Annotated in this window: 21 protein-coding genes; 8 read left to right on the forward strand and 13 right to left on the reverse strand. The window is 41.9% G+C overall.

What is annotated here, in order from left to right; genetic code table 11:
• Positions 1-23 precede the first annotated feature (23 nt).
• Positions 24-608: an LOG family protein gene (locus tag E0D95_RS08365; protein ID WP_130803426.1), complete on the reverse strand. Its 585-nt coding sequence runs from the start codon at positions 606-608 to the stop codon at positions 24-26.
• A 157-nt stretch (positions 609-765) separates the two neighbouring features.
• Between E0D95_RS08365 and E0D95_RS08370 the strand changes: the two genes are divergently transcribed.
• Positions 766-1,779, forward strand: a complete 1,014-nt coding sequence (locus E0D95_RS08370; RefSeq protein ID WP_130803427.1) for a CorA family divalent cation transporter — start codon at positions 766-768, stop codon at positions 1,777-1,779.
• Between the two features lie 55 nt (positions 1,780-1,834).
• On the opposite strand, the gene E0D95_RS08375 is transcribed toward E0D95_RS08370, so the two are convergent.
• The 7 genes from E0D95_RS08375 to E0D95_RS08405 form a co-directional block, all read right to left on the reverse strand.
• On the reverse strand, positions 1,835-2,128 hold the full coding sequence (locus E0D95_RS08375) for an STAS domain-containing protein (RefSeq protein WP_130803428.1): 294 nt from the start codon (positions 2,126-2,128) through the stop codon (positions 1,835-1,837).
• A gap of 13 nt (positions 2,129-2,141) precedes the next feature.
• The gene (locus E0D95_RS08380; RefSeq protein WP_130803429.1) at positions 2,142-2,774 is read right to left on the reverse strand and encodes an MlaC/ttg2D family ABC transporter substrate-binding protein; all 633 of its coding nucleotides are present in this window, start codon (positions 2,772-2,774) and stop codon (positions 2,142-2,144) included.
• 18 nt (positions 2,775-2,792) lie between these two features.
• A complete protein-coding gene (locus E0D95_RS08385) occupies positions 2,793-3,476 on the reverse strand; it encodes an outer membrane lipid asymmetry maintenance protein MlaD (RefSeq protein WP_130803430.1) in 684 nt (227 codons plus the stop codon).
• A complete protein-coding gene (gene mlaE, locus E0D95_RS08390) occupies positions 3,476-4,255 on the reverse strand; it encodes a lipid asymmetry maintenance ABC transporter permease subunit MlaE (RefSeq protein ID WP_130803431.1) in 780 nt (259 codons plus the stop codon). The genes E0D95_RS08385 and mlaE overlap by 1 nt, the downstream gene beginning before the upstream one ends.
• Positions 4,252-5,070 (reverse strand): ABC transporter ATP-binding protein, encoded by an 819-nt coding sequence (locus E0D95_RS08395; RefSeq protein WP_130804869.1) that lies wholly within the window; start codon positions 5,068-5,070, stop codon positions 4,252-4,254. Before E0D95_RS08395 ends, mlaE begins: the two co-directional genes overlap by 4 nt.
• Positions 5,071-5,159: 89 nt before the next feature.
• Complete coding sequence (locus E0D95_RS08400) at positions 5,160-5,348, reverse strand: hypothetical protein (protein WP_130803432.1); 189 nt, start codon at positions 5,346-5,348, stop codon at positions 5,160-5,162.
• 109 nt (positions 5,349-5,457) lie between these two features.
• A complete protein-coding gene (locus E0D95_RS08405; RefSeq protein WP_130803433.1) occupies positions 5,458-7,386 on the reverse strand; it encodes a DEAD/DEAH box helicase in 1,929 nt (642 codons plus the stop codon).
• 404 nt (positions 7,387-7,790) lie between these two features.
• Between E0D95_RS08405 and E0D95_RS08410 the strand changes: the two genes are divergently transcribed.
• A complete protein-coding gene (locus E0D95_RS08410) occupies positions 7,791-8,249 on the forward strand; it encodes a hypothetical protein (RefSeq protein WP_130803434.1) in 459 nt (152 codons plus the stop codon).
• Positions 8,250-8,686: 437 nt separating this feature from the next.
• Here E0D95_RS08410 and E0D95_RS08415 read toward each other — a convergent pair whose 3' ends face one another.
• Positions 8,687-9,517, reverse strand: coding sequence for an inositol monophosphatase family protein (locus tag E0D95_RS08415; RefSeq protein WP_130803435.1), 831 nt, complete (start codon positions 9,515-9,517; stop codon positions 8,687-8,689).
• 119 nt (positions 9,518-9,636) lie between these two features.
• Positions 9,637-11,550 (reverse strand): 1-deoxy-D-xylulose-5-phosphate synthase, encoded by a 1,914-nt coding sequence (gene dxs, locus E0D95_RS08420; protein WP_130803436.1) that lies wholly within the window; start codon positions 11,548-11,550, stop codon positions 9,637-9,639.
• Positions 11,551-11,859: 309 nt separating this feature from the next.
• On the opposite strand from dxs, the gene ribA reads away from it, so the two are divergent.
• The 3 genes from ribA (at position 11,860) to E0D95_RS08435 (ending at position 13,944) form a co-directional block, all read left to right on the forward strand.
• Positions 11,860-12,462 (forward strand): GTP cyclohydrolase II, encoded by a 603-nt coding sequence (gene ribA, locus E0D95_RS08425; RefSeq protein WP_130803437.1) that lies wholly within the window; start codon positions 11,860-11,862, stop codon positions 12,460-12,462.
• A gap of 131 nt (positions 12,463-12,593) precedes the next feature.
• A complete protein-coding gene (gene hemF, locus E0D95_RS08430; RefSeq protein WP_130803438.1) occupies positions 12,594-13,532 on the forward strand; it encodes an oxygen-dependent coproporphyrinogen oxidase in 939 nt (312 codons plus the stop codon).
• Between the two features lie 190 nt (positions 13,533-13,722).
• On the forward strand, positions 13,723-13,944 hold the full coding sequence (locus E0D95_RS08435) for a hypothetical protein (protein ID WP_130803439.1): 222 nt from the start codon (positions 13,723-13,725) through the stop codon (positions 13,942-13,944).
• Between the two features lie 174 nt (positions 13,945-14,118).
• Here E0D95_RS08435 and E0D95_RS08440 read toward each other — a convergent pair whose 3' ends face one another.
• Complete coding sequence (locus tag E0D95_RS08440) at positions 14,119-15,555, reverse strand: OmpA family protein (RefSeq protein ID WP_130803440.1); 1,437 nt, start codon at positions 15,553-15,555, stop codon at positions 14,119-14,121.
• A 245-nt stretch (positions 15,556-15,800) separates the two neighbouring features.
• Here E0D95_RS08440 and aroE point away from each other — a divergent pair, with 245 nt between their 5' ends.
• Positions 15,801-16,589, forward strand: coding sequence for a shikimate dehydrogenase (gene aroE, locus E0D95_RS08445; RefSeq protein ID WP_130803441.1), 789 nt, complete (start codon positions 15,801-15,803; stop codon positions 16,587-16,589).
• A gap of 532 nt (positions 16,590-17,121) precedes the next feature.
• On the forward strand, positions 17,122-18,945 hold the full coding sequence (locus E0D95_RS08450; RefSeq protein WP_130803442.1) for an acyl-CoA dehydrogenase C-terminal domain-containing protein: 1,824 nt from the start codon (positions 17,122-17,124) through the stop codon (positions 18,943-18,945).
• Between the two features lie 88 nt (positions 18,946-19,033).
• Here the strand turns inward: E0D95_RS08450 and E0D95_RS08455 are convergent, their stop codons facing one another.
• Positions 19,034-19,717 carry a hypothetical protein gene (locus E0D95_RS08455; protein WP_130803443.1) on the reverse strand — a complete coding sequence of 228 codons (684 nt, stop codon included), beginning with the start codon at positions 19,715-19,717 and terminating at the stop codon, positions 19,034-19,036.
• Positions 19,718-20,014: 297 nt separating this feature from the next.
• Here E0D95_RS08455 and E0D95_RS08460 point away from each other — a divergent pair, with 297 nt between their 5' ends.
• A complete protein-coding gene (locus E0D95_RS08460; RefSeq protein ID WP_130803444.1) occupies positions 20,015-20,281 on the forward strand; it encodes a PspC domain-containing protein in 267 nt (88 codons plus the stop codon).
• A gap of 103 nt (positions 20,282-20,384) precedes the next feature.
• Here E0D95_RS08460 and E0D95_RS08465 read toward each other — a convergent pair whose 3' ends face one another.
• Positions 20,385-20,783 carry a lysozyme inhibitor LprI family protein gene (locus E0D95_RS08465; protein WP_130803445.1) on the reverse strand — a complete coding sequence of 133 codons (399 nt, stop codon included), beginning with the start codon at positions 20,781-20,783 and terminating at the stop codon, positions 20,385-20,387.
• Positions 20,784-20,792: the final 9 nt, after the last annotated feature.

Below are 20,792 nucleotides of genomic sequence, written 5' to 3' on the forward strand. Positions count from 1 at the left end.
ACAATCAACCAAACATTCAACATTTAGGGCTGTACTTCAGCCTGTGCACCCCATTTTGGTGTGGCAGGTTGATAATGTTCAAATGCATTTAAAATGTTGTCAATCTGATCCGATGCAATCAATTTTTCAACAAAACGGGTTTGAGTAAATCCTTTATCGGCAGTTCCCTGAATCATTTTAAGCAATTCATCGTAAAAACCCTGAACATTTAAAAACGCACACGGCTTTTGATGAATACCGAGTTGCGACCACGTCCATTGCTCAAAAATTTCTTCCAGAGTGCCTGCTCCACCGGGGAGTGCAATAAAACCCTCAGACAATTCAGCCATTTTGGTTTTACGTTCATGCATATTTTTAACCACATGCAATTCAGTCAGGTGTGGATGTGCCAATTCACGATCAACCAATGCAGTTGGAATCACACCAATGACACATCCACCTGCCTGTAAGGCACTGTCTGCAACTACGCCCATTAATCCTGACCGACCACCGCCATAGACCAGTGTTTTCCCTTGCTTGGCAATGGTCTCGCCTGTCATTTGAGCTGCCTGTAAAAATAGCGGATCTGTACCCACTGCTGAACCACAAAAAATACAAATCGAATTCATAAACTTTTTAACCATGTTTTGAAGCTGTCATGCTTAGAATATAAGCTTAAGCAAGATTTTTTCATAAAAAATGACAACAACGAGTGTTTTTCCGTGAATCCTTGTCTAAAATACACCCATCAAATTTACATATACTGCGCAAAGGAGAAAAGACATAATGCTTGAAGCCTTTTACGCCACAGAGCGCGGTAGCCTTGAAGATGCAACCATTAATGGCGGCTTCGACCTGCATGCTGATTTAGTCTGGATTGACCTGATTGCGCCATCTCAGGAAGAGCAACAATGGGTGATTGATGCCTATGATCGAAATCTCCCCACCCTAAAATCACTCGAAGACATTTCATCCTCTGCCCGATTTTACCGCGATGACGATGGAATTTTGCATATCAGCACCTATTTTTTAACGAAAAATAAAAATTATCAGGTCGATGGTGACAATGAAGACACCAGTCATATATTAGCGACCGTACAAACCGTTGCGTTTATTTTGCACAAAGAACGTCTGTTTACCTTACGGGGTGAAAAACTGGTGGCGTTCCGCGCTTTTCGTGCCCGTGCGCGACGTAACGACTACGACATGGATTACAAAGATCCGACGTGGATTTTACTCGGTTTGCTTGAAGCCAAACTGGACGAACTTGCGGATATCCTTGAAGATATCCACAAGGATCTGGAAAAGTACTCCACTGAAGTATTGAACAATCATCATCGTGAAAAGATTTTAGATCTGGATGACATGATTACCCGTCTAGCACAACAAGAAGACGTTTTAGGGAAAGCACAGCTTTGTCTGATTGATTTACGTCGCGTACTGACCTTCTTGGCACGTCCACGTGCGCTAGGTAGTCATATTTATGATGCCGATATTCGCGAATTAAGTGAAGATGTCCGCTCACTGGTCGAACATGATGCCTTTCTTTTCCAAAAAGTGCGTTTCTTACTCGATACCACTTCTGGATTTATTAATACCGAACAGAACGATACCATTCGTCGATTCTCGATTTTACCAAGTATGCTTGCGCCACCCATGCTGGTTGCCAGTATCTATGGAATGAACACGCAGGAATTACCTTTTGCACATGGCGCGATGAGCTTTTTAATCGTCGCCCTCATTATTTCCGTTTCATTTATTGGGCCAATGATGTATTTCCGCTGGAAAAAATGGGTCTAAAATTTTACATATGAAAAAGCACCGAGATTTCGGTGCTTTTTTTATTGAAACAGGTCTAGCTGTGTAACAAAGTCAAATCATCCTGTAAATGACAAGACTGAATAATCTTCAGCATCTTTTCAGGAACATCCTGAAAATGGAGTCCTTTGGCATCGGGTGTTTTGCGCAGCCACTGCACCAGTACCGCCAACGCCAATGTACTGCCATGTTGCAGTTGGCTCAAATTCACCACCAAAGGAAATTGTTGATGTTGTTGAATCAAGCGCAAACCCTGCTGATAAACAATTTGCGCATTGTCAAAATCAATCTTTCCTGAGACCTTTAATTGCTGATCGACGATTTCAATCACAGTAAACCTTCACTTATTTTTTATTTACAGCAGCATCTGCATCTGGTTTAAAGTTAGCAATTGCTTTATCCAGATTTCCACCATTACGTTGTACAGTTGAGGCAAACTGATTGCGGAACTGTAAACCTAAATCGATACCTGACACATTGATGTTACGGATTTTCCACTGGCTTCCTGCATCAGCAAGCTGGAAAGATACCGGAATTTTCTCACCCTTGTTATTAAAATCAATAGTCACCACAGGATTACGACTGCCCGTTTCCTTGTAAGGACGCATGCTATAGCTTTGATTGCTATATTTAGCGAACGCAGTACCATAGTTTTCAATTAAGGTTTCGCGGAAGTTCTTTTCAAACTGAGCGCGTTGAGCTGCTGTACTGTTCTGATTAGTCGCATAAGTACCCATGACAATACGGGTAAACGCCTGCGAGTCAATGTACGGATCAAGGTTTTGGCGCACAATCGCTTTCACGGCTGCCGGGTTATTTTGCAGCTTGGCATGATCAGCTTGTAAACGTGAAATAAAATTATCTGCCACACGTTTAATAAATGCTGGCGGTGCTTCACTTGGTGCTGCAAACGCAGTGCCTGCAATAAGTGTTGATAGCACACTGGCTGTAAGGGTTTGCTTAAACAATGTATTCACTAGAATCGCTCCTATAAATTATTCAACAAAAGAAGGAGTTGCATCATTTGATGCTGCCGCATGTTGCGACTCATCCGAACTTTGTGCTGTGCTATCTGATGATGTCTTGTTTGCACCACCTGTAATAAACTTGCTAATTAAGTCCTCAAGATCCATGGTTCCTTGAGTATTACTCATACTTTCACCACGTTTGAGATAGTTAAATCCACCACCCGGTACAATTTTCAAGTATTTCTCACCCAACAAACCATTGGTCGCTACCATGATATAAGCATCCTCATCGATATTGGTGATGGATTTCATGTTAGCGATTAGTTGCTGTTCCATTTCTTTTTGTTTTGCTGGATCTGCTTGTGTGTAATCTGAACTATACCGCAATTCTTCCAGTGCATTTTTCTCAACGGTCTTTAACTGCTCGGCATTAAATGAAGTCAATTTACCATCCAGATCAAAATTCACCGTTGCCAAACGCGTCACAGGATCAAGTGTAATCGACTCAACTCGTCCCACGGTAACACCGCTCATGGTCACTTTTGCGCGTGGTTTTAAACCATTGACGTTGTCAAAATTGGCCGTCATTTTATAGCTTTCATTCAGGTTGGTGCCGACCAGACCACTGACTTTCATTGCCAGAAAGAACAACGCCACAGCAAAGATAATGACAAATATACCGACGGCCAGCTCACTAGTACGTGACTTCATTAAACACCTCCGAACATGACCGCAGTCAACACAAAATCGAAACCTAAAACACACAGCGAAGAATACACCACGGTACGTGTTGTGGATGTCGCTATTCCCTCTGATGTCGGCTCACAGGCATAACCCTGATACACCGCAATCCATGTACAAATCAGTGCAAAAACAATACTTTTAATAATGGTTCCATTAAAAATATCGTGCATAAACTGAATTGAACTTTGCATGCCACTCCAGAACGACCCGTCATCGGCACCCAAAAAATCAACCCCAACAATTTTCCCGCCAAAAATACCAATCGCAGCAAAAATAATAGAAAGCATTGGCAGGCTGACAATACCCGCCCATAGACGTGGTGAAACCACACGTTTGAGTGGATCCACCCCAATCATTTCCATACTGGAAAGTTGCTCGGTGGCTTTCATAAGACCAATTTCAGCCGTTAAGGCAGAACCAGCGCGACCTGCAAATAACAAAGCCGCAACCACAGGTGCCAGCTCGCGCAACAAAGTAAGCGCAATGGCTGTGCCTAACATCGCCTCGCTACCGAAAGTGACCAGAATGTTATACATCTGCAAGCCTAGCACTGCACCGATGAACAAGCCTGAAACTGCGATAATCAGTAAGGACATGACTCCTACTCGATACATCTGATAGACAAAGCGACCAAAACCACCAGCAGAAGGAAGAGAGAAGATAATTTGCAACAACATGGTGGTGGCAACACCAATCCCTCTGATCCGTTCAATAACGAGTCTACCTAACCATGCAATTGCATTCATGGATGTACCTCGTGATTTAAATAAGCCTGATGACTAAATTGATACTCAACAGGACCTTCAACAGAGCCTGTTAAAAATTGTTTTACGAATGGCGAAGCATTTTCCTGCAATTGTGCTGGTGTACCTTCACCCTGAATTTTTCCTTCAGCAATCACATAAATGTAATCGGAAATCTCCAGCGTTTCTGCGACATCATGTGAGACAATAATCGTGGTCAAATCCAAGGCTTCACGTAATGAACGAATCAAACGCGTCAACACACCTTTTACAATCGGATCTTGGCCAGCAAAGGGTTCGTCATACATAATTAAATCAGGATCAAGTGCAATCGCACGTGCCAATGCAACCCTTCGATTCATACCACCTGAAAGCTCGCTAGGCATTAATTGCTCTGCACCGCGTAAACCAACAGACTCCAGTTTTAAGCCCACCAGTTCTGCAATTAAATGCTCAGGTAAATGCGTATGCGCACGAATCGGGAACGCAACATTCTCATAAACCGACATATCGGTAAACAATGCGCCACTTTGAAATAACATGCCCATTCGCGCCCGAGCTGTAAATAACTCCTGACGAGACATACTCGCAATGTCTTTACCATCGAGTAAAACCTCACCACGATCAGGGGTTAATTGCCCACCGATGAGACGTAACAATGTAGTTTTACCTGTTCCTGATGGTCCCATAATGCCTGTGATTTGACCACGTCGGATGGATAAATCAACATTGTCATAAATGACACGCTCTCCACGATTAAAACTCAGGTTTTTTACTTCAATCAATGCCTGAGCCGTCGAAAGTGTTGGATTATTCATCGCAGTATTTGTTCCTGCATATTTTAAGCTCGCATAATATAGCATTGAATGTGCATTGGATTCTTGTCATTTAACAATGAAACGACCAATTACTTGGTCAATTGAATTTGATTATTTTGATCAGGTTGTGATGCATTTATGCCTGAAAGATTGTGCTGTTCTAAATAAAAACTATATGAAAAGTAAAGCGCGTTTCCAATCACCAGCACCGCACAAAGTTGCGGTAGGTTAAAACCACGCAATTTATTTTTGAGCCATGTTGTGAAATCTTGTTTCATACCAAATAAATTTGAACTGTTTCACATATTATATCTTTTATGTAAAATTTATTACAACAAAAAACCGATGCCTAGGCATCGGTTTTTTTACGATTAAATCGATGTGGTCTTAACGATCATTTTTACGTGAACGGTCACGACCAAAACTTTCTTCGTTTACACCGCGACGTGGACGGTCTTCACCAAAACGCTTTGGACGATCTTCACCACCGAAACTACGTTTAGGACGATCCTCACCAAATGAACGTTGTGGACGGTCACCAAAACCACCTTCACGACGCGCTGGACGATCACCGAAATCACGTTTCGGACGATCACCAAAGCCACCTTCGCGACGTGGTTTATAATCTACGCGGTTACCACGGTTGTCATCATTGGCATCGAAACGCGGTTTATCATTGAAACCACCTTCACGGCGCGGACGGTCTGAATTGAACTCGCGACGTGGACGGTCTTCAACACCGAAGCTACGTTTTGGACGGTCGTCAAAACCACCTTCGCGACGCGCTGGACGGTCACCGAAATCACGTTTTGGACGATCACCAAAGCCACCTTCACGGCGTGGACGATCTTCGCCACCAAAGCTACGCTTTGGACGGTCATCAAAACCACCTTCGCGACGTGGACGATCTGAATTAAACTCGCGACGCGGACGATCTTCACCACCAAATGCAGGACGTTCACCACGTGGCTTATCATCAAAGCTACGACGTGGACGGTCTTCACCACGACCACCATCACGACGTTTAAAGTTGCTTTCGCCTTCAAAACGACGACCGCCACCAAAACCACCGCGACCACCGTCACGACGACCACCGCCATTACCACTGCGGCCACGACCACCACCATCACGACCTGAACGTGCAGGAGGTGGAGATGGCTCTAAACCTTCAATTTCAGACACACTTAAACGTGCTTCTAAATAATCTTCAAGGGCACGGATTTTTCCGCGCTCACGATAAGTCGCCAAAGTAATCGCTTGACCAGTACGACCTGCACGACCTGTACGACCAATACGGTGTACATAGTCTTCGTGTTTCATTGGTAAACCAAAGTTAATCACGTGAGAAATGGTCGGTACGTCTAAACCACGTGCAGCAACGTCAGTTGCCACCAAGATTTTAGCTTTACCTTCACGAATGCTACGTAAACGGCGGTTACGCACGGTTTGTGGCATCGCACCATGAAGCGCAACCACTGAATGACCCGCTTCTGCAAGCTCTTCAGCAAGCATATCGGTATCTTCTTGCGTGCTTGCAAAAACAACAGCCTGATCTAGATTTTCATCGCTTAACCAATGAGTCAACAATTTTTTCTTGTGCTCAAAACCATCAGTCCAGTGTAAAGTCTGGGTAATGTCCGTGTTGGTTGAATGACCTGTTTCAATCGCAATACGCATTGGATCTTGCATCATGCATTCAGCAAGACGAATAATACGATCAGCAAATGTCGCAGAGAACATTAGCGTTTGCTTACGGTTTGCAGCCAACTCATTAATCGCTTCAAGATCTTCAGAGAAACCAAGATCAAGCATACGATCGGCTTCATCGACAATCAACGCATCTACTTTGTCTAATTTAATTTGACGACGATTTACTAAATCCAACAAACGACCTGGAGTGGCAACAACCACTTGCGCGCCTTTTAATTGTTGAATTTGTTTTGCAAATGGCATACCGCCCATAATTGCAGCAATACGAACACCTTTCATGTGACGTACAAATGCAATGGCATCTTGACTCACTTGTTGAGCCAATTCACGAGTAGGTGAAATCACCAAGATATTCGGTTGAGTCACTGCTTTCATGCGCTCTTTAAATGGCACAAAAGTGTCTTGACCCGCAAGTGCATGTAATGTTGGTAATAAAAATGCTGCTGTTTTACCAGAACCTGTTTGGCTAGAGACTAAAAGGTCTTTACCTTCAATAGCGGCTGGAATCGCTTGTTCTTGCACTGGAGTTGGTGAAGTAAACCCAAGATCCTGTAGTGCTTGTTGTAAAGATTCATGTAGAGAGAAATCGGCAAAAGTTTTGCTCATAGAGAGTCTCACCCTGATGGGTGCTCCATTTTAATAAATACAAATATGGACATCGACAAAAGGCGGCACGGCATCTTAGCCTGAATAATTTGATATTCAGCAGCAATCCGAATAACGACGATGTGGACTATACGCACGCATGATTACGGCCGCAACCTGAAGAATCGCTGAGCGATTGGGGCGCAAGATATGGTCCTCTCTATGGACAGCGTGCGCATACAATGAATAGAACAGAATGTTCAGGTAATGAACGGAAATTTAAGTGCGTGGCGAGAGTATAACAGAAAGTTTTTAAAAGTCACCTTTTTTCACGAAAATAATAAAAATGGCATGTTTAAGTTTTGTAGAATGAGTTTTTTTTAATAACCGACGCATAAATCCAACAATACTTCCCGCGATAAATTATGAAAAATCATTATCTCATCACTTTCTTTAAGATCAATCGACTGATTTTAAATATGTTGAACTCTGGAGCTTTCCTTTTAATAGCATGGTTCTTTTCCAGTCTTTATATCATTTATCTGGGCTTTAAGCCTTATCGTGTTTTTGCTAAAGAGGAGCTACAGACGAACTACCCTATCAATGGTGTTATTTTAACCTTAGTTCTTTCTTCTATTTACTATGTATATGCTTTTTTCAATAAAATTTTTCTAGCACAGCATGTTGCTACTTATTCTCAATACCTTAGCAAATCCTGCATCATTATTTTCTTGCTATACATGATATGTATGGGAGCAATGCACTCTCCACCCTATTGGTACAGATTATTTATTAATCTTGCTGTGCTGAGTATTTGTCATTTTATCGTTTACCCCATCCTGTTTTTCATCGATAAATTTATGGGAGCAAAATACCTTGCCTAACTTCATTAAGCAAAACCAGTCGATTCTAATCTTTTGGTTATTGGGATGTTTAAATATTATGAATCAAGGTCGACATCCAAATCACCACGTCTTATCCCATGAACCAGATAAAATTCAGGCCTATCCTACCGAAGGTGTTCTTTTCACCTGTGCCATTTTTTCGATTTATTTTATTGTGATTCTGCTATTTAAACTTTCAGCATTCACCACAAAGCATTCCTTTATTTCTTATTTTATTTGTACGCTAGTGGCTATTATGTTGTTTTTATTAGCAGGATTAGGTGCGATGCATACCCCACCCTATTGGGGAGCATTTATCATGAACACTTTATTTTTAGTCATCTTTCAATTTTTATCTTTCTTCACTTTATTTAAAAACAAAAAAAGGAATCGTGATAATACGATTCCTTAAAATAAATCAGCGAATACGATAAAAATTATTTCGCCATTTCGCCCCAAGCTGGAACTACGGTTTGCATCAAAGGTTTTAACATTTTCAGTGAAGATGCCAGAACCTGACCATTTTCCATGGAGTCGTTACCACCACGTGCATCAACCACCACACCGCCTGCTTCTTTAACAATTAACTCGCCTGCCGCGATATCCCACGGTTTTAAACCCACTTCAAAGAAACCATCAAAGCGACCAGCTGCCACATAAGCCAAGTCCAATGCAGCAGAACCCGCACGACGAATATGTGCGCCCGCTTGAGTCACCGCCAATAAGGCAGCAAAATGTTGTTCTGCATAAGACACGATTTCGCCATTACGTTTGGCACGATACGGATGTCCAACCGCTAAAAAGGTATTTTCCAGACTATCACGGACATTCACACGGATACGACGCTGGTTCATGACCGCACCACGACCACGGCTAGCTGAAAATAATTCATCGCGGACTGGATCGTAAATTACCCCATGTTGGGTAATACCTTTATGTTGCACAGCAATTGAGATGCAGAAATGAGGGAAACCATTGATAAAGTTTTGTGTGCCATCTAATGGATCAATCACCCAACACCAATCGGCATCGTGACCTTTGCCTTCTTGCAGGCCAAATTCTTCGCCTAGAAAGCTGTGGTTCTTATAACTTTTACGTAAGGTATCAATAGTGAGTTGTTCCAAGTAACGATCAACACGTGTTACTGGACCTTCAATGCCTTTTTCTTCAACTTGTAGATCGAGCTTATGACGATTCTGATGCGCTTTTAAAAGCTCTTGACCAACTGTTTGAGCTGCACGCGCAGCCATGACCACCATAGGTTCCATTGAACACCCACTACAAATTTGAAGATTTTGACAAAGAATAATGCATAAAAGCGCGCTAATTCTATCAAATTAGCGCGCTTTTAGGTAAAAAATGTTAGGATTTTTTTTAGCGAAAGACCTTAAACAGTCTGTACAAGCTTTAACCATACTTTTTCAATGGATTTTTGAATCCCTTCTGCATCAAGTCCACAACTTTGTAACATTTGTGCATGTGTCGCTTGTGGCATAAAACTGTCAGGTAAACCGAGATTCAGCGTTGGCTTGAGAATTTGTGCTTTGGCGAAAAACTCATTCACAGCACTGCCCGCACCTGCCATAACTGCATGTTCTTCAACTGTGACAAATAAGCTGGTTCTTGCAGTCAAATCACGAATGATTTGTTCATCCAAAGGTTTGACAAAACGCATGTTGACCACGCGTACACCAATATCATGAGTTTTGCTGAGTTGTTCAGCTGCTTCTATTGCTACGGTCACACGGCTACCAAACCCCAAAATACTGATTTGTTCCTCATATTCAGCATGGTATTCCGCCACAATTTCAGCTTTGCCTATTTCTAGGGTGGTCAATGTCTGCTGAATTTCAACGCCAACCCCATTGCCTCGTGGATAACGCACCGCCGCAGGACCAGCGTGTAAATATGCTGTATGCAACATTTGGCGGCATTCATTTTCATCTTTAGGCGCCATGATTACGATGTTCGGCACGGTACGCATATAGGCATAATCGTAAGCCCCTGCATGGGTTGGACCATCTTCACCGACCAAACCTGCACGATCAATACCAAAGGTCACATCCAAGTTTTGCAAGGCAACATCATGAATCAGTTGATCATAACCACGCTGTAAAAAGGTAGAGTAAATCGCGACCACAGGCTTTAAGCCTTCACACGCCATGCCCGCAGCCAATGTCACAGCATGTTGTTCAGCTATCGCGACATCGAAGAAACGTTCAGGATATTGTTTGGCGAATTTGACCATGCCCGAACCTTCACACATAGCCGGGGTAATGGCCAGAAGTCGATCATCCTGTGCAGCTTCATCGCAAAGCCACTGACCAAAAACATCGGAATATTTTGGTGGCAATTTCTTGCCGGGTACACTAGAAGTTGCTGATATTTTAGTAATGGCATGGTAGGTGATTGGATCTGCCTCAGCAGGCTCAAAGCCTTTGCCTTTTTTGGTATACACATGAACCAGACGCGGTCCTTTGCGTTTTTTCAATGCATTAAATACAGTGACCAAGTGCTCGACATCATGACCATCAAATGGACCAAAATAATCAAAGCCAATGGCTTTAAATAAGTTATCTGCGGCATCCGTAGCAGACTGATGCAAACGTGAGTTGTAAGTCCATTGTGGATGTGGCTGTACATAAGCCTCACCGTCATCATTAATGTTGACTGAATGACCATGTTCCCAAATGGCGGCCAAGTGTTTGGCAAAACCACCGGTGCTACAGGAAATTGACATATCATTGTCATTTAATACCACAATCAGATCTGCATCATGCGCCACAGCGTCGTTCATGGCTTCAAATGCCATGCCTGCGGTCATGGCACCATCTCCTACAACACAGACCACTTCGCAAGGATTTTGCTGATAACGGCGCGCAAGTGACATGCCAAGTCCAGCCGAAATTGCAGTTGAGGAATGTCCAACACCAAAAGTGTCAAATACAGATTCTTCACGCGCTGGAAATGCAGCCAAGCCATGTTGTGCACGGATGCTATACAGTTGATCACGGCGACCTGTCAAAGCTTTGTGTGGATAGGCCTGATGACCGACATCCCAAATCAAACGATCATGTGGCGTATTAAAACTGTAATGGAGGGCAACGGTGAGCTCAATCACGCCCAGATTTGCGCCAAAGTGTCCACCACTTTGTCCTGCCGCATATAAAATAAACTGACGCAACTCATCAGCCACTTGAGACAACTGGCCATGCTCGAGCTGACGTAATTGTTGTGGATGATCAATCTCATCTAACAATGGCGTAACAGGGCGTTGAGTTGGTATTTCGGTATACAACATATGTGGCAAAGCCTTTTTAAGCCTGGCAAATCCTAAGCTGGGTAAATGGGATTCGGTATAAGCAGTTGAATTTACTTATGATCGAATTAAAGTCACCTTCAATCAGCCACATGTCTAACAAGGTCGCATGGCATATTTGCTTGCGGCGTGGTTGGCTAGATTATCCAGAATAATCTGACTATTTATCAACTATTATCGTGCGCATTATACAAAAAAGAAATTATTATGCATAAATTCAGCGCAGCAATTCTACCAATATGTGACCAATACGCTATACTTTAGCCGTTTTCATGACGAGATATGTAACCAGTGGCTATTGAGTTTGTCGCAACTTCAAAACTCCCAACCAAATTTGGTGACTTCAATATTTCTGTGTTTCAAGACCCTGAGACGGGTGAAGAACATGTCGCTTTATCCAAAGGTTTAGAAACTGCACCGAATGAGCCTGTGTTGGTTCGTATTCATTCGGAGTGTTTAACTGGTGATGCATTTGCTTCGCTCAAATGTGATTGCGGTCCGCAGTTACAAGCGACACAACAATTGATTAATGATGTCGGTCAAGGTGTGATTTTATATTTACGCCAAGAAGGACGTGGTATTGGGTTGACCAATAAAATTCGTGCTTATGCCCTACAAGATCAGGGACACGATACTGTGGATGCCAATCTGTTATTAAACCTGCCTGCTGATGCACGTCAGTATGATATGTGCACCATTATGCTGGATCATTTACAGGTCAAAGCCGTCAAACTGATCACCAATAACCCACTCAAATTGAAAGCCTTGACTGATTTGGGTATTCATGTAGTGGAGCGTGTTCCACTTACAGTGGGTCGCAATCCGTTTAATGAGCATTATTTAAAAACTAAACGTGAACGTATGGATCATTTATACAAAAAAGATGATTTCTAATCAAAGTTCACGCTCAGTATTCATAAAAAAATGACTTTATTCAAGTATTTAATAAAATCATTTGTTCACTCCCCACCCTGTTTTTTTCTTGATGCTTTGTTTAAAGAAAGCCAGATCATTTGAGGTTCATTATGCAGCATCCAACTTCGGCTGATATTCTACGAGTTCGCGAATTTTTACTGGACTTACAGGCACGTATTTGTGATGCACTTGAACAGCAGGAGCAAAAAGGCGGTGGTTCTGCACAGTTTGTGATTGACGACTGGCAACGTGTTGAAGGGGGTGGCGGTCGTTCGCGTGTTTTGCAAGAAGGTGAGGTCATTGAGAAAGGCGGTGTGATGTTTTCACATATTGATATTCGCCAACTCCCTGCTTCTGCAACACAGCGTCATCCTCATATTGCTGGAGCTAAAGCCCAAGCATTGGGGGTTTCATTGGTGATTCACCCTAAAAACCCCAACATTCCAACTTCACATGCCAATGTCCGCTTATTTGTTGCACAGCCCGAAGGTCAGCAACCAATTTGGTGGTTCGGGGGCGGTTTCGATTTAACGCCCTTTTATCCTGACAACCAAGACATTAAGCATTGGCATCAAACAGCTTTTGATTTATGTCAGCCTTTTGGTGAGCATGTCTATGCTGAACACAAAAAATGGTGTGATGATTATTTTTATTTAAAACATCGCGATGAACAACGTGGTATTGGCGGTTTATTTTTTGATGACTTAAATCAATGGGATTTTGAGACTTGTTTTGACTACATCAAAGCTGTTGGCAATGGTTATCTTGCAGCCATTCTTCCCATTTTTGAAAAGCATCGCGAACAGCCTTATACCGAAGCACAACGCGAATTTCAGTTATATCGACGCGGTCGCTATGTCGAATACAATCTCGTTTATGACCGTGGTACCTTGTTTGGTCTACAAACTGGAGGTCGGATTGAATCTATTCTCGTCAGTCTACCGAATCTTGCTGCATGGTCATATCGCCCAGAGTGGGAGGAGAATTCAATCGAGAAGCAACTGACTGATTATTATCTAAAACCTCATGATTGGCTAGCTGAACTGTAATATTCACTTGCAAATGAGAGTCTTTATTATTCAATCATCTCTTGTATGTTTTAGGCAATCGTTTATGCTGATCATTACATTATGTCATTACAAAGTTTGAAAAGAGCGCAACAGAGTTGAACACTTAGCGTTGTCATCTTGATTTAATATTGTTTTGATCTAATTTTAGAAAAAAATGAAAGGTCGTTTTATGTCTCGTCGTCTTCTTGCAGATTTTTTAGAGAATCACCGTCTTTTAATTCTGGCAGTGTTGGTGATCACTGTATTCATTTCTACTAGCGTGACTGTGGAATTTGAAAATATTTATTCAGACAGTATCTCCATTTCAGTGACCGTACTTGCAGCAATTGGTTTGGTATTAGCGGCAATCATCTTTTTAATCGAAAAGCTCGAATCAATTTGTAATCCATAATTTTTTTAATTTTATGATTGGCTTCAATGTGTCAATCTTTAGCCTGCGTTTAAACAATCCTAAACCAATTCTGTGCTTATTTTAACGTTATCAGGCATAAACAAAAGCCACCTTGAGGCGACTTCTATCATAAACTTTGGACGTTACATCATCTTTTGATTCTTACCGAGTACTTTACGAACCCGCCAACTTAAACTCAATTCGACGGTTACGGAATTTACCCTGTTCAGTTTCATTGTCTGCTACAGGATTTTCAGCACCATAACCTACTGCTTTGAGTGTCGAAGAACTTACACCTTTGGCTGTTAAATAGTCCACCACCGATTGCGCACGTTTTTGTGATAATGCTTTATTGGTGTCAGCATTCCCAGTTGAATCAGTATAGCCTTCTACATTTAAACTCAGATTTGGTACTTTTTGTAGTAATGTCGCCGCTTGATCAAGTACCGCTTTATTTTCATCTGGAATTGCTGCCGAACCTGTCGCAAAATTAATAATTTGCATATTTAAGGCCTGTACAATTTGTTCTGGCGTTGAAGACTCATTTAAGCCAGACAATGCTTGCGTAGTGGCATCAATACTGCTGGAAACGGATTGTTCAACATTTAAAGGCTGCGCAGCCTCTACATTTAATTCTGGCGCAATGGCTTTAATTTGATCAATTAAACCAGTTAAGGCAGTTGCATCTGGGGCGTTTACGCTGAGATGATCACCCACCCATTCGATGCTGGCATTAGGCACAGCTTTGACCAGATTTAAAATGCCATCAAGTTTATCCTGAGCAGGAAGCTGTGTAGCAAACGAAGCATCTGTATTGATATTACAATTGGCAGCTGTACCAAAGACTTTTGTAAGTGCTGTTTGTAATAAAGAGCCAAGTTGACTATCACCCACGCTAGATTGACATCCCAAAACCTGATTACCTGTTCCTGAAGTTAAGCTCAAGCTAGCAGGAGATGCCGCAGCAACCGTACTCGCAGGTTCAGAGCTTGCCGCAGGTTCAGCAACACTGGCAGGTGCCGGGGTTTGTTTTTGACAAGAACGCCATAAAAATAATAATAACAAGGCTAAAATCAGTAAAGCTAACCACGGCCATATCTTTTTAAATCCGCTACTGGCTGGTGGAGGGGTAGAATTTAAAGGTTGAGCCGAACTGGTTTTAAGCAAACCACCGATGCCAAGCGCAGATAAAATTGGTGCAGCCCACGCAGGCAATTGACTACTAATTTGCGGCAAATAAGATCCCAAATAAGAGACGATATTGCCCTCACCCACCTCTTCTTTTAAGGCACGAGCACTAAATGGAATCGCATGGTTAAATAAAGATTCAATGGTGGCGGGTTGTACACTATGATGCCTTGAAAAACCCTCCAGAATTTGATTTAAAACGCCTTGCTGATTACCTAGTAATTCCTGTAAAGGCGCTTGACTACCATTGAGTACACTGCTTAAACGCTCTGGAAAGCGATGAAAAAGTGCCAGCATGATCGGGTAAAATTGTTTGAGTAATGAGGATTTTTTATCGATATCAATGTCCAGTTGACTCTGATCAACGACGAGCGGAGTTACTCGCTCTACCAGCAACTCAAGTGGATTGAGATTTGAGGTCATTATTGTTCTCCATTTTTGTAGTGCGACTCAATATTTGAGTAATGTTATTTATAGGTATTACGAAATCGCGTTTACATTTTGATCAGAAACAAAATATGAGACAATCACATGCAACATAAATGCACGATAAAGATACAAAGTCACGTACAAGCAGATCTTTTGGCAAATCTCGTTTAGCGCAAATGTATGTCGCTCAGGTTTTAGCGTATAGTGATGGCATTTTTTGAGGTAGATGGATTTTCCACATGGTCAAGCGATTTGCCGTTATTGGCAACCCAATCGAACAATCACGCTCGCCTGAACTTCACTTTGCTTTTGCAAAAAAACTGGGCATTGAACTTGATTATCAAAAACGTCTGGCGCCAATAGATGCTTTTGCCAGCCATGTCACCGATTTTTTTGCACAGGGTGGCTCTGGCATGAATGTTACGGTTCCCTTTAAAGAACAAGCCTATGCCCTGTGTGACGTGTTGACAGAACGTGCGCAAATTGCCAAAGCGGTTAACACGCTCTGGCAACAGGATGGCAAATTACATGGTGACAATACTGATGGACAAGGTTTGGTGGATGCCATTTTAGCTTTGAACTGGTCCTTGCAAGATGCACGTATCCTCATTCTTGGGGCAGGCGGTGCAACACGAGGGGTGATTTATCCACTGGTGAAAGCAGGAGCCAAACAAATCGTGATTGCCAATCGGACTTTACAACGTGCGCAGCAATTGCAGTCAGATTTAAAAGGTGCTGTCCCTGAAGTTGAACTTCAAGTAATGGAACTTACAGCACTGAGCGGTGAGTTTGATCTGGTCATTAATGCGACTTCAGCCAGCTTAACGGGCGAAGCACTGAGTTTACCGCCTGAACTTAAATTTCATCACGCCTATGAAATGGCATACGGAAAGCCTTCTACTTTTATCGATCAGGCTAAAGCCCGTGGTGTTCCTCATACCGAAGGATTTGGCATGCTGGTGGGACAAGCCATAGAAGCTTTTTCAATCTGGCATGGAGTCAAACCAGAACTTAAAGATTTTCTTTAATCAAAATCACCTGTCACAACAAATGTGACAGGTATTCTAGCTTTATCACATTTACAGCATGTTGAAGAGTGATCAGCTATAACACACCTGTCCAGATCATTCGTAACTGATATACATCATAAGGAAGTTGTGTCAAACCCTGAACCGATGCCTGTATCAATTTTACTGATCTACATCTAAAAAAGTCTGAACTAAAATTTTATTGGTCTGGATTGATTTTAATGACATCCGGCGTGCAGGCTAAAAGACTTAAAGCAAGTACACAATAAGTTAAATATTTTAAACGAAGCCTCATGCTTTACACCTTTAATATAATGATGGTTACGAGTTAAATAAAACTGTTTTTTAACTAGACAATAGCTTTAGACTGTATTTAAAAATGCTCAGATCGCGTTTGTCATACACGACAAAATTCGCTTTTCTGACATTTTTTTCATAGATGAGTATCAATGCATTTTTCCCCATGACTAGGAATAATCCAGATCATCGATACAGATAATCCAGAACTATTTCTAAATTAGGATTAAAGATTATGCCAGCGTATAAAGCCCCGCTCCGTGACATTCGTTTCTTGATGAATGAAGTATTTGACTATGCTTCTCACTACAAAACACTTTCTAACGGTGAAAATGCCGACGCAGATACAGTCGATATGATCCTTGAAGGTGCTGCTGATTATTGTGAAAATGTACTTTCACCTCTTAACCAATCGGGTGATGAAGAAGGCTGTCATTTTGACAATGGTGAAGTAAAAACACCAAAAGGCTTTAAAGAAGCTTATGATCAGTTCGTACAAGGCGGCTGGCAAGGTCTGTCTTATCCAGAAGAATTTGGCGGTCAAGGCTTGCCAATGTCTTTGAACCTCATCAAATCTGAAATGATGGGAACAGCAAACTGGTCATTTACCATGTATCCCGGTTTGAGCATGGGTTGTATGAATACCATCATGCAATTTGGTACAGATGAACAAAAAGCGACTTACATGCCGAAACTGGTTGAAGGCACTTGGTCTGGCACTATGTGTTTGACTGAGCCTCAGTGTGGTACAGATTTAGGTCAAGTCAAAACCAAAGCAGAACCACAAGCAGATGGCACTTATAAGATTTCAGGGACTAAAATCTTTATCTCAGCGGGTGAACATGATTTAACGGACAATATCATTCATATTGTGCTTGCTCGTCTTCCAGATGCACCAGCAGGTACACGTGGTATTTCATTGTTTATCGTACCGAAATTCATCCCCACGGCGGATGGCGGTGTAGGTGAACGTAATGGCGTGGTGTGTGGTTCAATTGAACACAAAATGGGGATTAAAGCCTCTGCCACTGCGGTCTTGAATTTTGACGGTGCAACAGGTTATCTCATCGGTGAAATCAACAAAGGTTTACACGCGATGTTTACCTTTATGAACACTGCCCGTATTGGTACAGCGGTTCAAGGGATTGCTCACGCGGAATTATCATTCCAAGGGGCGCTACCATATGCCAAAGACCGTATGTCAATGCGTGCACTTTCAGGTAAAAAAGATCCAGATAAAGTTGCAGATGCCATTATTCACCATGCCGATGTACGTCGTATGTTGTTAACTCAAAAAGCGATTGCGGAAGGTGGTCGTTCAATGATTTATCATGCAGCACAGCTTGCAGATAAAATGACCGATGCTTTAATTACAGGTGATCAGGCAAAATTTGAAGATTACGATGACAAACTTGGTTTCTTCACCCCAATTCTAAAAGGCTTCTTGACTGAGCTTGGTTTGGAAGCGGCCAATCATGGTATGCAAGTGTACGGTGGTCACGGCTATATCCGCGAATGGGGTATGGAACAAATTGCACGTGATGCCCGTATTGCAACACTTTATGAAGGTACAACAGGTGTACAAGCACTCGATTTGATTGGTCGTAAAGTGTTGTTGTCTTCTAAAGGTAAAGTGGTTCGTGACTATACTGCTGAAATTTTGAAATTCTGTGGTCGTCATGCCCGTAATAAATACCTTCGTCGTTTTGCATGGGACTTAACCAAGCTTTGCGCACAATGGAATACCCTAACCGTTCGTATTATGCTGGCTGCGCGTAAAGATCGTGACATCGTATCGTCTGCATCAGTCGATTATTTGATGTTCTCTGGTTATGTCATGATGGCTTTCTTCTGGGCCCAACAAGCCGTGATTGCTTCTGAAAAACTGGAAGCAGGCGACGGTAAAGAAACACCTGAGTTCTATAAAGCGAAGATCAAAGTCGCTGACTTCTATTTTGATCGCTTATTACCACGCGCTCAAGGTCATGCAGAATCAATGGTTACACCATCTCGCACATTGACCTCTTTGGCTTCAGAACATTTTAGCTTTGACTACTAAGGGTAACTAGCCAGCTAAAAAAAGGATGCTTCGGCATCCTTTTTAATTTCTCTTATTTTTGCTTTTTCAAATTCAATCAATATAAAAGCTAAGGCAATTTGGTCAGCACACGTGCTTTTTGAGGCAAAATAAATTGCTCCCCCAAATTCTTGCGATTTTGACCATTTTCAACATGAATGATTTTATCCAAATTGGCTTTTAAATGATTCGCATCGATAATTTTAAAATACAGTTTTCCGCCATCAAATAAGGTCAATATAATTTCTTTGTGCTGTGCATCAAATGCCCAGCGATCTGGCTCATAGTTTTTGGTGTTTTGGCGCTCATCAATACTGATACGTCCTAAACTTACTCGCTTCCGATAAGCTGTTCCGTCTGCCAATAAACTCAGAACATAATCAATTTGTCCTTCTGACTCTTTGCAAAGCGCAACTGGATCACTACAAGGCACATGCACATGATAACGACCCACATATTTCATGGCATTCACAGGAAGTGGCGCCGCCGGATTATTTGTAACTTCAGTGCTTTCAGCAGGCAGCATCGATTGACCCGCAACATCAGCCAGTTTATTGCCCTCTTGCGGTTGGTCAGTTGGAGTTGCTTGATTAGGGACAGACGCCGCAGAAATCTTTTCATCCTGTTCCGCCAGTTTGCTGCTATCGGATGAATGACGATCACAGGCAGATAAAGCCGCACTTAAAATCATTACAATACACAGACGGTTGTAGGCAGTAGATGGGGGAGCTGAGAGAAATTTAAGCTTAATCATAGAAAATATTGTTCACCATTTCTCTCATAATAAAAAAGTCCATTTATCCCCCCGAACTTGATCTCATGATTGTTTTTCAGTTCACCATCAGTGGCTTGAAAAAATCATATTTTTGTAAGTTCATTAAACTGAATTTTTATCGAGTCTTGGACAGACTCAGTGCTTTTCTTTACATAAAATAACTTTTTTCTGGATTTAATGCCTTTAAAGCAGTCAATTGATTCCCCATTTAAAAAATAACACATGAAAAATTCGAAAAAATTTCATGTCATATTTATTTTTGAGGAGATGTTATCGATGGCCAATTCTGGTTTATATCGTTCAAACCGACAACATATGATCGCCGGTGTCATGGGCGGTATTGCTGAACGTTTTGGTTGGAACGCAAATTTGCTACGGCTTATTTTTGTGATTGTATCGCTTATGAGTGCAGCTTTTCCTGGCATTTTGGTTTACCTGATTTTATGGTTAATTATGCCGAAACAGAATCAACGACTGGACTATACATCAGGTTATTCACAATCGATGCGTACTGTTCAAGAAGAACAGCGTAGTAAACGCTAATCAGACATCATTTGACCTTGTCATTTTGGTCGCTACAGTTGTTATCCCCCTAAAACGCAACTGTAGCTTTTTTTTGTCTTCTACATTTGCTTTACGACTACGCTCAATCCACAAAGTGTTTTAAATTGTCTAACCGCTGTTGATATTGCTGCATAGGACAATATCCATACATGGGTGAACCAATATAATCGCCTGCATTTTTGCATTCCTGATCCACATATTGTTTCCACAAACGCTGTGATTTCATAATGTCTTGATAACGTTCAGAACTCCCCTGTTCTTTAATTTTATCCAATAATTTTACAATTTGTGTTTCATAAGCTGCTTTCGCCTGCTGGCTACACACCTCCACGACAGCATTATTGATACTGGCTAACTGTTGTGTCTGTATGGTTTCATCAACACACTGGCTATATAGATCGGGTTCCTCCTGCTGTGCGTTGGCATAGGACACAGCAGTAATCATGCACAGAAAAAGTAATCTAATCTTATTATTCAGCATAGCTCATCC

Origin of the sequence: Acinetobacter ihumii (assembly GCF_900625095.1) — a bacterium.
GTDB classification, from domain to species: domain Bacteria; phylum Pseudomonadota; class Gammaproteobacteria; order Pseudomonadales; family Moraxellaceae; genus Acinetobacter; species Acinetobacter ihumii.

Excerpts from the sequence above, each read along its gene's own strand:
- E0D95_RS08365 (WP_130803426.1), bottom strand. The coding sequence starts at position 608 with ATGAATTCGATTTGTATTTTTTGTGGTTCAGCAGTGGGTACAGATCCG.
- E0D95_RS08370 (WP_130803427.1), top strand. The coding sequence starts at position 766 with ATGCTTGAAGCCTTTTACGCCACAGAGCGCGGTAGCCTTGAAGATGCA.
- E0D95_RS08385 (WP_130803430.1), bottom strand. The coding sequence starts at position 3,476 with ATGAAGTCACGTACTAGTGAGCTGGCCGTCGGTATATTTGTCATTATC.
- mlaE (WP_130803431.1), bottom strand. The coding sequence starts at position 4,255 with ATGAATGCAATTGCATGGTTAGGTAGACTCGTTATTGAACGGATCAGA.
- E0D95_RS08395 (WP_130804869.1), bottom strand. The coding sequence starts at position 5,070 with ATGAATAATCCAACACTTTCGACGGCTCAGGCATTGATTGAAGTAAAA.
- E0D95_RS08400 (WP_130803432.1), bottom strand. The coding sequence starts at position 5,348 with ATGAAACAAGATTTCACAACATGGCTCAAAAATAAATTGCGTGGTTTT.
- E0D95_RS08405 (WP_130803433.1), bottom strand. The coding sequence starts at position 7,386 with ATGAGCAAAACTTTTGCCGATTTCTCTCTACATGAATCTTTACAACAA.
- E0D95_RS08410 (WP_130803434.1), top strand. The coding sequence starts at position 7,791 with ATGAAAAATCATTATCTCATCACTTTCTTTAAGATCAATCGACTGATT.
- E0D95_RS08415 (WP_130803435.1), bottom strand. The coding sequence starts at position 9,517 with ATGGAACCTATGGTGGTCATGGCTGCGCGTGCAGCTCAAACAGTTGGT.
- dxs (WP_130803436.1), bottom strand. The coding sequence starts at position 11,550 with ATGTTGTATACCGAAATACCAACTCAACGCCCTGTTACGCCATTGTTA.
- hemF (WP_130803438.1), top strand. The coding sequence starts at position 12,594 with ATGCAGCATCCAACTTCGGCTGATATTCTACGAGTTCGCGAATTTTTA.
- E0D95_RS08435 (WP_130803439.1), top strand. The coding sequence starts at position 13,723 with ATGTCTCGTCGTCTTCTTGCAGATTTTTTAGAGAATCACCGTCTTTTA.
- E0D95_RS08440 (WP_130803440.1), bottom strand. The coding sequence starts at position 15,555 with ATGACCTCAAATCTCAATCCACTTGAGTTGCTGGTAGAGCGAGTAACT.
- aroE (WP_130803441.1), top strand. The coding sequence starts at position 15,801 with ATGGTCAAGCGATTTGCCGTTATTGGCAACCCAATCGAACAATCACGC.
- E0D95_RS08450 (WP_130803442.1), top strand. The coding sequence starts at position 17,122 with ATGCCAGCGTATAAAGCCCCGCTCCGTGACATTCGTTTCTTGATGAAT.
- E0D95_RS08455 (WP_130803443.1), bottom strand. The coding sequence starts at position 19,717 with ATGATTAAGCTTAAATTTCTCTCAGCTCCCCCATCTACTGCCTACAAC.
- E0D95_RS08460 (WP_130803444.1), top strand. The coding sequence starts at position 20,015 with ATGGCCAATTCTGGTTTATATCGTTCAAACCGACAACATATGATCGCC.
- E0D95_RS08465 (WP_130803445.1), bottom strand. The coding sequence starts at position 20,783 with ATGCTGAATAATAAGATTAGATTACTTTTTCTGTGCATGATTACTGCT.